Source organism: Aneurinibacillus danicus, assembly GCF_007991215.1.
GTDB lineage: Bacteria > Bacillota > Bacilli > Aneurinibacillales > Aneurinibacillaceae > Aneurinibacillus > Aneurinibacillus danicus.
This window is the reverse complement of sequence record NZ_BJXX01000158.1, coordinates 1-12462: the sequence shown is the minus strand read 5'-3', so window position 1 is coordinate 12462 and position 12462 is coordinate 1. Positions and strand designations below refer to the sequence as shown.

Genomic DNA, 12462 nt, shown 5'->3' with positions numbered 1-12462 from the left:
GCCTTTTTCTACATTGAAATCATTATCTCGTTCTCTTCTCTCTTTTCTTTCGTACCCCAAAAGTCAGCCGCCCTTCTCATGATTTTTGTCGATGGTGCAACCACATTCACAGACGTATGTTCTCAAATGCAAAGGCATGAGCTGACGACTTCCGCAAGCGGAACATTCTTACTTAACGGAGAAAGTCCTGGCGAGAATTTCTAATTTTGTAGTGAACATTTTGTACCTTGCGAAGTTATTTGTGCCAACTATTTGAAAATTTCTTTTTCTTGGCTAACTAACTTTTCTTAGTATTGGCGATAGTATGTTGGATTCCCATTCGTATTTTTCTTTAACAAAGAAAAAAGGGCGGAACCCCACCCTTATTTCCCCACTTGATTGAACATTGACTTCGCCACTTCTACCATTTCTTCTGCAGGCATACCGCTGGACAGTGTATACTCTACCCCTTCATAATCCCAGCGCAGCGTCTTATTCATATCTCCAACCATGATGCCAACCGTATAGCCTAAATCCACTGGCTCTCCCGAAACAAAACTAACAGCAGCTGACCGGGATTTATTTTCAATCAGCGTAAAAGGGTATTCGCCTGTATACGTTAAGACGATTTGGACACCATCTTCGTCATTTACTTTATCTATTCCTTTTAATGTTACACCTTTTGGAAGATAATTCGGTTCGATAACCCCAAAGCTTCTCTCCTGATTTTCAGCGGAAGCTTCGGCTATAACCGGTACAGAGTCAAGAATGGCTGCCTGCATATTGCGTTCCTTATCAAAAGCATCCTCATCAAATTTGGGATTTAGCTCAAACGAGTTATACTGCACTGTAACCATTGGATTCATATTGCTGTCCATGACGTCTACACGGACAGGTTCCAACGATTTATTGAGCATAATCTTCTGCGTAGTCAAGGAACGGCTTTGATAATCGGCTTTTACTTCAAAAGCATATTGCTCACCTTCACCCTGAAACTTCCTTGCTGTATCGCTTATAATACTTTTTGCCAGCGATTCGTATAAATACACCTGACCATGCTTCTCCGGCCACTCACTCTGGAAACGAAAACTTTTGTTTAAATGCGGAGTCAGCACAAATACCCCTTCGTTATTTCGCAAGATAATCTGGGTGATGTTCCGCTGTTTGGATGTCAAAGAAATACGGTAAAAGTTTGGCTTTTTATGCCATACTTCCACTTCGTATTCCTGCGGTGTTTTTCCGGCCTGTACGGATAAGGATGCTTTAGACTTGTAGCCTGACATTTTTTCCACCTGCTTTGCCAAATCATCGGCCACATCTCCTGAAGATTTTGGTCCACAGCCGATAAGAGACAAACAAATCAGCAGAAAAACCGCGGGTAATAAAAGAACTCGTTTCATCTTCTTTTCAACTCCTCCGCCTTTATTCGACAAAGGAGGGGTCCCCATGTTAATTTCCTGGGAAATCTGTAACATGTGAGTCGCCTGCAAACGACAGTCTTTTTATGGCCGATCCGATTTTGTCGATTACATCGCTTGCCAGCGTGGCGTACATCGACGTTTCACCACAAATTCTGCCAGCCAACCCGTGAAGGTATACTGCCAGTTGAATCCCTGTCTCAATGTTTTGGCCCTGCGCCGCTTTTTGTGCCAGCATGCCAGCTAACATACCGGTTAGCACATCACCGGTACCGCCTTTGGCAAGCGCAGCCGTTCCTGTAGGATTGACGAAAATCCGCCCGTCCGGAGTGGCAATTAGCGTGTATGTTCCTTTCAACACAACGTATACATCGTGTTTTTGAGCAAACATTCGAGCGAAACCTATCCGGTCCTTCTCGATGTCGGCTGCCGTACAACCGCATAATCTGCCCATCTCACCGGGATGTGGAGTGAGAATGATTTGTCCTTTCTTTTCCTGTAGAATCGATACGTCTTCCGCAAGCAAGTTTAGCGCATCAGCATCTAACACAAGCGGAACCTCTACAAGACGAATTATTTCCTTAAGCCAGTGATGGCCGCCGTCCCATGTACCAAGACCGGGACCGATGGAAACTACATCAAATGAAGCAAGGCGCTGCTTTAGCAGTACATAACTTTCACTGGAAAAATGTCCTTTCTCCGCTGGCCACTCCCAGAATACAGGCTCATTGATTTTACTGGCGACAATCGGCAAAGCCGGGGAGGGCACCGCTAACGTCAGCAAACCACAGCCTGTGTGAAGTCCGGCGGATGCGGCCAGAACCGGCGCACCCGTCATCTCCTTCGAACCGGCAAGCACAAGCGCATGCCCATACGTTCCTTTATGGGAAAAAGGGCGTCTGACAGGAAGTTCTTTCCGCAAATCTTTTCCTATCAGCACTGCGTCCCGAAGCGCAAACTCCTCAGCTGCCCGGCGCGGAATCGAAATGTCCGCCACCACTAGTTCACCAACGCAATCTGCGCCGGGATATAAAAAGTGGCCCCACTTGGGAAACGCAAATGTCACCGTTACATCGGCCCGCACCGCTTTCTGCGCCACTTCTCCCGTATCGCTGTTTACTCCTGTCGGAATGTCAACCGCTACTACAGTACCCGGTCCATTCTGCAGCTGCTCTATCACAAAAGGATACGGCGGACGCAGTTCTCCTTTGGTTCCAGTGCCCAGGAGCGCATCGACAACAACCGCCGCCCGTCCAAGTTCCGTCTGCAGTTGAAGTGCTTTCTCCTCTTCGCTCCCATCTTCCCATACAGTTACAGAGTAACCGGAATGCCGGATTATCTCCAGCTGCCGTCTGCAATCCTCACTCCGCTTCTCCTCCCTACCGAACAGCCAAACCGTCACTTCACGTCCTTCATTCAATAAATGACGCGCAATGACCAGACCGTCGCCACCATTATTCCCCGGCCCCGCCAGCACTACCACTTTTCCGGTCGGCCATCGCTTCTCCACTTCCCGAACTACCGCCACTCCAGCGTTTTCCATCAAAACCAGGCTTGGGATTCCAATTTGCTCAATGGTGAATCGGTCAATGTCACGCATTTGTTGCGTGCTCACCACGTACATACAACTCCCTCCTAACCCGCGTTATATATGTATGTCCGGCTTATCCACGATATGCAGACAAGTCTTCGCGCTTTTCGAGAATCACCTGGGCTATGGCATACTGTTCACCGTGTGAAATCGACAGATGACATATACACTGCTTCTGTCCGGTAATGTTCTCAAGCAGCGAATCATTCATCAACACGATCGGTTTGCCGCTTTCCTCAGGGATAATCTCGGCATCTTGAAATGAGAATTGCTTCCCGATACCTGTGCCAAGCGCCTTGGCGAGAGCCTCTTTCGCCGCATAGCGCCCGGCTACAAACTCAATCTTCCGCGCTTCCCCTTGTGGAATATTCCCTTCTTCCCGCTTCGTAAAAATCCGCTCGAGAAACGTTTTTTCCTGCCTCGCTATAATTTTTCGAATGCGTTCAAGCTCTACAATATCGATTCCTATACCAACAATCATCGTTTTTCCCTTCCCTCATTTTTTTCCAATTATAAGCGATCGAAAACAGAAAAGGTACCGATGAAATCCCTGCATCTGTCGAAAAGTCGCTTGAGCTATTAAAGCAAGTATGAACAAAGCCAGACCTGCAACAGATCTGGCTTTTACGTTTAATTTTTTTCTACATATTCTTTAATGCCCGCATACACAGCATCAGCCACCCTCTGTTGGAACTCTTCTTTCATCATTTCCCTCGCTTCCGTCGGATTGCTGATGAATCCAATTTCAATCAGAATCGCCGGCATCTTCGTATTCTTAATTACATAGAAATTAGCTGTCTTCATTTTTCGGTCGCCAAAACCCGTCGCTTGTACCAGATATTTATGAACAGTAGCGGCGTATTCTTTGCTTTTCTCGCTGTAATAGTACGTCTCCGTTCCTTTTCCTGCTGCCGAAGTGCTTGAGTTAATATGGATGGAAATAAAAAGATCAGCGCCATTATCATTTGCAATTTTAACCTTCTCTGATAACTCTTGCTTTACGCCCCGTTCAGTCAACTGTCTATCAAGCTCGCTATCCCGCGTAAGAATGGCATCAAATTTGGCATCCGCCCGCAAATTATCTGCAAGACGCTGGGAGATTGCCAGCGTTAAGTCTTTCTCCCGCGCATTGTTTCCAATCGCCCCCATGTCTTTTCCGCCATGTCCGGCATCTACTACAACTTTTACTTTCTCTTTCAAGGATAGAGGGCCCGGGGACGGAACTGGATTCGGCTGCGCAGAAGTCGAATCGCCAGGCGTCATCACAGGCGGTTCCGTTATCGGAGGAGCCGGTGCAGGCGGTTCCGTTATCGGAGGAGCCGGTGCAGGCGGCTGCGGATACGCGATATCTTTTAACTGCAGCTCAATACCCGACGTTTTCTGCACAAGGTTATACTTAGCCGATCCTGCAAGCACTACAACTACACGAACCGTCTCCGGATCAAATTGACTGTAGCGCACTTCCTGCACGGCGGGGTGCTTCTCCTGCCCCGCTATGGACGGTGTAACTACGGCAAGCTTTGCATTCTGGACATCTACTACAATCCGTGGCGGCCCGCTCATGGTAAAATCTTTGGTCTGCGCTTTTTTGTCCGTTCGAATGGTTATGATATCGTCTGTTTGCTGAATATCCGTTACCTTGATTACTTCCGGTTTTTTCGGCGGTGGCGGAGTGATTAGCTTGTTCAGCGTGTATACAGTTTTCCCCTGATTCCAGGCTCCACTGCCTCCGGTTAACTCTTCCACAAAAGAAAGGGGGACAGCAAGTTCATTATCAATTATCTTATATGTATCAGACGACAGGATTTTTGAATCTTCTCCCTTAGAAAAGACTGCTTTTCCACTCTGCTGTGTAATTGTATAGCCAATGGCCGGGGCGATTTGCCGGGCCGTTACAAAATAAGAATCGTTCTGCCGATATACCTTAGCTGACACGGCTTGTCCATTCACTTGAAAACGAACGGGAGCGTTGACAATGACGCTTTTCGTCTTGTCTTCCCACCCCACTTCTACCCCAAGCAATTCCCCTACCGCACGAAACGGAAGAAAGGTACGATTGCCGATAATAACCGGAGCTACGTCCAACTTCTTCGCTGTTCCATTCACACGTGCCGTTTTTGAACCGATCGTCAACTCCACTTTTTTACTGCCGTCAGTCACAGTAACCTTGCGGGCTTTTGCATCCCAGTCTACCTTCATGCCCATGCCTTCCTGTACCGTGTATACAGGCACCAGCGTCCGACTATTAAGCAACTGCGGCGGGACTTCAGGCCTTACTTTATTCCCGTTGATCCAAAGCTGAATAGAGGGAACTGCGGCCGCCTGCACCGCCACGGACCATATTCCCAGGAAGAGAAAAAGAAATATTCCTGCCCCGCATAACACCTTCCTCATCTGTACCCTCTCTCTTTCTCTGCGATTTGGCGCATGAAGAGATTGCTCCACACACCCATAATTCGACAAAATTCCCAATCACTATGTATTTTAAATATCGGAAATATTTTCTTTTATTGTACAACGTCTCCCATTAAGAATGAACAGTTTTTCCCCATGAAAAAAGCCCCATCTTAACAAGATGGCGGCTGTTCTCCGTTAATGCGGGGCTGAAGATACTCAAAAATGTGACAAGAAACGGCAACGCAATGGCCCGAATAATAATATGATCGGACAAAAAATAAAACTGGTCTGATATAACATCCGGATAACCGTAAGATTCATCGCCCGTGTCCGGTTACAAGAAGAGTCACAAACTCTAATCCGATCTGCGGACTGGTCATCCCCTCTCGAATTGTTAAATAGGGATAAAGCAGATACGGCATATGGGAAACACCGTAACCAAAAAATGCAAAACCGAACTGCAGCATTACCATTATAAAAGCAACCCCAAGTGCTTTACGCAGTGCAATTAAGTACATCGCGGCAACGAAGAAGAGAAGAGAAGCAATAAACATCCAACTCACATCAATCATCCGGCTAAAATGCCATTCGTTGTGAATACGAAGTGTTGCAAACACGACAACACTGGCGAGAATAGTTGGACCGCTCCAAATGAGCGCAAACCTCCGAAATATCTCCTCCGCTTCCATGTTCCCGCTTCTGCTTGCATAATGTGTCAAAAAACTTGCACTGATAAAAAGCACGCTCACAATGGCAAGGAATAGTACAGACCAGAAGTACGGACTCGTGAATAATACTTCGGGTACAAAATGAATGCGGCCATCCTGCAATTCCACAATAAATTTCCCCTCTGAAATGATAAGCACAGTGGACAGACAGACCGGAATAAGTAATCCGGTAACGCCGTAAATAAAAAGATGGCTCAACCGCTCCCTTGCACCATAATTAACAAATCCGTAAAATAATCCGCGCACCACCAGCAAAGCCAGAGCGATTCCCCCGGGTACGAGCAGCGCCATACCATAGTAATTAATCGCATCGGGGAAAAAACAGAGTAGACCGCCGAAAAAGAAGAGTAAAAACACGTTGCTAGCTGCCCATACAGGAGAAAGATAACGATTAATAATCCCATTGATAATCTGATCTTTCTTCTTCCATTTTCCGTAGAACAGGAAAAGACCAGCCCCAAAATCAATGGAGGCAACGATTAAATATCCGTATAGAAACGTCCATAGAACGGCAATCTCGATTCCTTCATATGACATAATACGCCCTCCCTTCCAGGGTACCATGCTCGAACGTTTCATCTTGGTATCTGTTGTTTATCTCTTTATAATAACAAGGTTTTCGTAGTGTTTATATGACTGTAATTTGTTAGTTCTGTGACAAAATGGTGAAAAAGGCGAAGATCTTTTTCTCCCTCGGATCTTCTTTTCCCTTCCCTTCTTTTTTCTTCATTTTAATAAAAAAAGCAGATATTCTCCGCGAATACCTGCCTCTGTTTATTGCTTACTCTGTGGTTTTTGCGCATCCGCTTGCGCGGCTTTCGTGCTTAGAATCATAATCTCTACCCGACGGTTTTTAGCTCTGTTCTCCGGCGTATTGTTCGGGGCAACCGGATGGTATTCCCCGTATCCTGCACCGGACAATCGCGCCGGCTTCATATTGTATTCTTCGGCCAGATAACGAACCAGATTCATCGATCGGGCAGCAGACAACTCCCAGTTGGACGGGTACTGTGCCGTATGAATTGGTACGTTATCCGTGTGCCCTTCGATTCGTATCGGATTATCAATTGAGTTAATGAATTGGAACATGTCTTTCACAATCTGCTTTGCCTGCGGTTGCAGTGTCGCATCCCCGTTGGCAAACAAAATGGTCCCCGTAATCGTTACATTGATCCCGTTTTGATCCATGTTCACCTTTACGTTTTTATCAAGTCCTTTGGCCTGGGTATACTGCTCCATTTTCTCTTTTATTTCTTCAAATTTCTCCTGTTCAGCGGCAATCCTATTCTTCTCTCGCGTCTTACCGGTGTTTCTATCGGTGGAAGGCGTCGTTGTCGATCCAGGCGCCGGCATCACCAGCGAAGCACCGGAACCCGTTACTTCGCTGAATGATTCCTTTAAAGCCTGAAATTTCTGCGCATCAACCGCACTCATGGAAAATAAAATTAAAAAAACGATAAACAAGAGCGTTACAAAATCGGCATAGGAAACGAGCCAGCGCTCCAGGTTAACGTGCCCATCATGCTTCTGCCTCTTTCTGGACATTCACTTCTTCACCGCCTGCCTCTATATTGCGATCCGCCTCAGAAAGGAATACAAGCAACTTCTCCCGCAGCGCAACCGGGTTCATTCCCTGCTGAACACCGATAATCCCTTCAAGGGCAATGGTTAAGTAAAGTACTTCATCTCTGGACTTTGCCTTCAGCTTTTCGGCAAAAGGGAAGAAGAAGAGGTTAGCAAATGCGACACCGTATAGAGTAGCGAGAAAGGCTGCACTAATGGACGGCCCCAGCGTTTCCGGCTCATTCAAGTGCGTCATAATCACTACCATGTGCATAACGGTACCCATAATCCCGATCGTCGGGCAATACCCGCCCGCGTTCTCAAACGTTTTGGCTCCGCGCTGATGGCGCGATTCCATGGCGGAGATATCATACTCCAGCATTTCTCCAATAATTGATTGGTCCACACCGTCAATAGCGCTGCGCAATCCTCTTGAGATAAACTTATTGTCAATCTGCTCAATTTCCTGCTCAAGCGACAGCAACCCTTCCCTACGCGCTTTTCCGGCCAATTGTTCCATTTGATTAATCAGACCCATGTAATCCATCTTCTGCTCAGTAAACAGCTTCTTGAACAGCTTCGGTATATTTTTCAAGTCCTGCATTGGCAGCGAAAGAATAACAGCGCCGGCCGTACCACCGAGTACCAGCACAAACGAAGCCGGACTCCACAGCAAATTAGTCTGCCCACCGTCATAGAAAAAACCAAACGCAGCCGCAGCCAAGGCTACCGCAATCCCAATTAATGAGGCTAAATCCATTTGACATCCCCTATTTCCTTCTATGGTAATTTCTATCTTTCTTTTATCCTCTTAAATATATATCGGCATAAGTAAATCAAAATCAAGCAGATTTTTAACGAATTTATTCCTCCATTCGAATACATAACAAAAAAAGCGCCCCGGGGCGCCTTTTCCTCTATCTATTTTATTCTTTTTCCGTTTCTCCAACATGATTTTTCTTCAGCTTCGTAAAAAACGGGAGGGCCAGAATCACAGCGCACATGGTTGATGTAAACACCATCTCAGCAATCACAATTGCATTCCACATACTATATAACCGCTCCTTTTCAAAGATATAAAGTTTCTCACTATCCCTACCATTATTTTACTCTTAAGTTCACAAATTTGTCAATATTTTTTGTAACTATTTTGTCAAATTTAAAGAGAAAAACATATTGAAAAATCATTTATTTTTTTGAACCAGTTCTAAAACTTATTATTTATATTGAATAGCGTTCATTTTTCATTCGCCGTCTTCTTTAGTAAGTTTGATTGAAAGCCAGGTTGACAAAAAAAGGACTCCTGGTACAAACCAGCAGTCCTTTACTTACACAAAACGACTTCTCTTTTTTCTCTTCCATACATAATAAACCACTAACGCTCCACAAGCAATCAGTACAAAAACATCCCCATAATGAAGATAAGCTTTAATCATTGCCCAATTTTCGCCCAGCATCCAGCCTACATACGCCAGGACTGTGCACCAAATGGCGGTTCCTACGAAACTATAAACAACAAAGCGCAGAAACGGCGCGTGCGCCATACCCATTGGCAGCGAAATAAATGTACGAACCGCTGGAAGCAACCGCGTAAAAAAGCCTACACTATCTCCATGACGGGCCAACCATCGCTGTGCTCGTCTAACTTCATGCAGCGGAAAAACAAAGCGCAGCGGGCCTTCAAGCAGATGGCCGTATTTACGACCAATCACATATGCAACCACGCAGCCAATCGTCCCCCCGATGCTTCCTGCCACAATGGCAGCCAACAGGTTCATTTTTCCCTGAGAAGCCAGAAAACCGGCGAACGGCATAATTAATTCACTTGGAACTGGAATGCAGGCACTTTCAAGAAGCATTCCGAGAAAAACGCCGGCATAGCCCAGATAGTCGATAACGGCGGTAATCCAGGAACCGATGGTTTCAAGCATTTGGCCCATAAGTTCGTCCCCCCCTACCAACTATCCTATACATGAATTTAGTTTGTAGAACCTTTTACCTTCTCTTTTTCGCTTTCGCCCGACTCATGGTTCAACGGATTTTGCAATAATTCTTGAATGTACTCTTTCGTCTTTTCTTCACGCGGATCAATGACCTGCGCTCCGTTCACCGTTTTCTCGCGCAGAATATTGGCCGGCGGAATTTGCTCGGTCTGTAAATTCTTCACATCCAGTTTATACGCAAGGTTGGCGAGACGCAGCATGTCTGTCGGACTCATATTTGTCGTTACGTATGGTGACACGGCCTCAAGCACACTCGGAATCTTCCAAATGCTTGTCTTGCTTGTAGCCTGCTCTGCCAGAGCCTTCAGCAGCTTACGCTGGCGCTCCGTACGGCTGAAATCCCCCATCTTATCATGGCGGAAGCGTGCATACTGCAGCGCCTTGCGTCCATCTAGATGCTGCTGTCCTTTTTTAAGAAGAATATCGTAGTATCCATTCTCTTCATACAGATAGTATTCCATATCTTTTTCTACATATAAGTCAACACCGCCCAGCGCATCCACAACCTTCTCAAACCCTTTAAAGTCGGTTGTTATATAATACTGGATCGAAAGCCCTGTCAGGTTCTCCACCGTCTGTGCCATCAATTCCGGTCCACCTATCTCATATGCGGTATTAATTCTGCTCTTCCGATAACCCGGAATCTCTACCCAGGAATCGCGCAGAATAGAGAAGAGTTGCGCCTTCTTCGTCTCCGGATCGATGCTGGCTATAAGAATAGAATCCGACCGTGTCGACTCTTCATTCTCGCGTTTATCGACACCCAGCAGCAGGATATTTACCCGCTCCTTGCCTGTCCACTCGGGCATGGATGTCGCCGTACCAGGATTCTGAATCTTTGACGTAAACGAATAGAAAGAATAAGCATAATATGCGCCGATCCCTATTGCACCCAATAAAAAGAAAATAAAACTGATTCTCAGCATGCTTCGCAATACTCTCATCGAATCACAGAACATCCTTTCTTTAAGTGAGCAAAACACCATCCTTTATTATATCGCATCACGATGTTCTATCACTAGATTTATTTCATGCCACTCTTTTCAATTAGTATTCACTTACACACTTCACCCTAACAACTACCACTTACGAAAATATTGTTTGTCTATAAAATAAATACCGAATCGCGTACCATCCTCGCGCAGCAAATGATAGTCGCCGTTCGGCCGCTTCACCGGCCGCAGGGATACGACACGCAAATCCGGCTCAAGTCCAAGCAGCAGGCCGCGGTTTATATTCTTCTCCGGAATAATAATATCATCCCGGACGGTAACCGGAGTGACTGCCGGATAGTAGCGAGTGCCCCCAACGGCGCGCATGACGCCCGCCATCGCCCAATCGCTGCTGGTCGTGTTCCGTCCATGGTTTAAGAACGGGACGCCTACCTTTACCAGCTCAGGCTCCGCGCCAAACAAATAAACGGGGTATTTCCCATTGATTTTTTTCGCCTGTTTTCCAAGCGAGATAATCTGCTCGGCGACATGGCGATCCGCCTGACTTACGTTCTTATAATCAACAACCTCCGCTACATTAACAACGATAAATACAAATGTCAAGCACGCTACAGCAGCACCGTACACAGCTTTCCCGGCTCCTGATTTCGTTATAGACAAAAGTAAGCCGTCTATCATAAGCGCCAGTCCGATGAGAGAAGGAAATACATTGCGCAGGGCAAGTCCGCTCTGATCCAGGATAAAAAACGGTGTCAACGGAATCACCGCGAGCAGAATGCCAATCAGAATTTGCACGCCAGGCCTGCGTAAGCCATCTTCCTCCCGCAGCATACGGAAAGTCATCCACCCTATCACCAATGAAACGACTCCCGTAAGAAGCAAATAGACATAAGACTCATTCTCCATTAACAAGCGGAGACCCCGGCCCAAGCCCACACTGTAGAATTTAGCGTGTAAAAGCACCACAATGTCATAAAATTCGTGGAATACACCGCCTGTATGGACAAGCAGCCTCTCGCCCGGAACGAGCTGGCCGCGTGTTTCCGTATTGCCTCCTTCTTTGAATACTACATAATACGCGCCAATTATCCCTACATTTAAAATTGGCAGGAAGACTTGCCACCACTTCTTCTTCCAGAGAAGAAGCAGCAACGAACAGGCGGCTCCCATAGCGATAATCTGCTCGTAAAAACCGAAAGACAGGAGTTGAAATACGGCGAATCCGATAAGATATCCCGCTTTCTTCTTCGCATCGAAGCTTGCGGCAAGGAAATAAAGAGAGCACAGCATCAGAAAAAGCCCGACTACCAATCGTGATGAAGCGGAAAGCCAATATGTCGCTTCGCTTCCTAGCGGCAGTAAACCGAACAACACGGCCGCAAGCGTACCTAATGATGGCAGGCCCAGCCGGTCAAAAATTCGATAGAGCAAATAACAGCTTACAAAATGTATTATCGTAATTAAAATGAACGCACCGATAAGGTTAGGCCAGAACTTGCCCCAAACATACAAATCAAATAAAGAGGCAAGCGGCCGCGTATGATAGCTGTAGTTCAAAAAAATTTGACGAAATGGATCGTCGTAGAGCTGGAACGCTCCGTATTGGATCCAATCATCGAGAACAGGGTAATATCGGAATTTTTCATACCCGTATTTTAAAACCATGGCGGCGCCAAACAGCAGCCAGAACCATGGCGAAAGCCTGGTTGTTCGCGTCTTCCCCATAACCATCCTCCTATCGCTGTTTTTCACCAAAATCACCATGATCGATTAGCCACAAGCCCTGCCACGAAAATAAAAAGAAGGGCAGATAACTTTTTGTGGTACGAA

12 protein-coding genes are annotated in these 12462 nt (G+C 46.3%); 1 reads left to right on the top strand and 11 read right to left on the bottom strand.

Annotation, left to right across the window (positions count from 1 at the left end; translation table 11 throughout):
* Window positions 1–204 (top strand): hypothetical protein (locus ADA01nite_RS22440; protein WP_218029577.1); only part of this gene is annotated, 204 nt, incomplete at its 5' end.
* 158 nt (window positions 205–362) lie between these two features.
* On the opposite strand, the gene ADA01nite_RS16745 is transcribed toward ADA01nite_RS22440, so the two are convergent.
* From ADA01nite_RS16745 to ADA01nite_RS16700, 11 genes are all read right to left on the bottom strand, one after another.
* Window positions 363–1379, bottom strand: coding sequence for a DUF4367 domain-containing protein (locus ADA01nite_RS16745; RefSeq protein WP_146811420.1), 1017 nt, complete (start codon window positions 1377–1379; stop codon window positions 363–365).
* Between the two features lie 49 nt (window positions 1380–1428).
* A complete protein-coding gene (locus ADA01nite_RS16740; RefSeq protein ID WP_146811419.1) occupies window positions 1429–3021 on the bottom strand; it encodes an NAD(P)H-hydrate dehydratase in 1593 nt (530 codons plus the stop codon).
* A 40-nt stretch (window positions 3022–3061) separates the two neighbouring features.
* Window positions 3062–3469, bottom strand: coding sequence for a holo-ACP synthase (gene acpS / locus ADA01nite_RS16735; protein ID WP_146811418.1), 408 nt, complete (start codon window positions 3467–3469; stop codon window positions 3062–3064).
* A gap of 149 nt (window positions 3470–3618) precedes the next feature.
* A complete protein-coding gene (locus ADA01nite_RS16730; RefSeq protein WP_146811417.1) occupies window positions 3619–5382 on the bottom strand; it encodes an N-acetylmuramoyl-L-alanine amidase family protein in 1764 nt (587 codons plus the stop codon).
* Window positions 5383–5702: 320 nt separating this feature from the next.
* A complete protein-coding gene (locus ADA01nite_RS16725) occupies window positions 5703–6650 on the bottom strand; it encodes a cytochrome d ubiquinol oxidase subunit II (protein WP_146811416.1) in 948 nt (315 codons plus the stop codon).
* Between the two features lie 237 nt (window positions 6651–6887).
* The gene (locus tag ADA01nite_RS16720) at window positions 6888–7658 is read right to left on the bottom strand and encodes a flagellar motor protein MotB (RefSeq protein WP_146811415.1); all 771 of its coding nucleotides are present in this window, start codon (window positions 7656–7658) and stop codon (window positions 6888–6890) included.
* Window positions 7633–8436 (bottom strand): motility protein A, encoded by an 804-nt coding sequence (locus ADA01nite_RS16715; RefSeq protein WP_146811414.1) that lies wholly within the window; start codon window positions 8434–8436, stop codon window positions 7633–7635. The genes ADA01nite_RS16720 and ADA01nite_RS16715 overlap by 26 nt, the downstream gene beginning before the upstream one ends.
* 166 nt (window positions 8437–8602) lie before the next feature.
* Window positions 8603–8725: a hypothetical protein gene (locus tag ADA01nite_RS22880; protein ID WP_281286033.1), complete on the bottom strand. Its 123-nt coding sequence runs from the start codon at window positions 8723–8725 to the stop codon at window positions 8603–8605.
* A 279-nt stretch (window positions 8726–9004) separates the two neighbouring features.
* Entirely contained in the window at window positions 9005–9616 is a 612-nt protein-coding gene (locus tag ADA01nite_RS16710; protein WP_146811413.1) for a DedA family protein, read from the bottom strand.
* Between the two features lie 38 nt (window positions 9617–9654).
* Window positions 9655–10623 (bottom strand): LCP family protein, encoded by a 969-nt coding sequence (locus ADA01nite_RS16705; protein WP_146811412.1) that lies wholly within the window; start codon window positions 10621–10623, stop codon window positions 9655–9657.
* 135 nt (window positions 10624–10758) lie between these two features.
* The gene (locus ADA01nite_RS16700) at window positions 10759–12357 is read right to left on the bottom strand and encodes a hypothetical protein (protein WP_146811411.1); all 1599 of its coding nucleotides are present in this window, start codon (window positions 12355–12357) and stop codon (window positions 10759–10761) included.
* Window positions 12358–12462 lie beyond the last annotated feature (105 nt).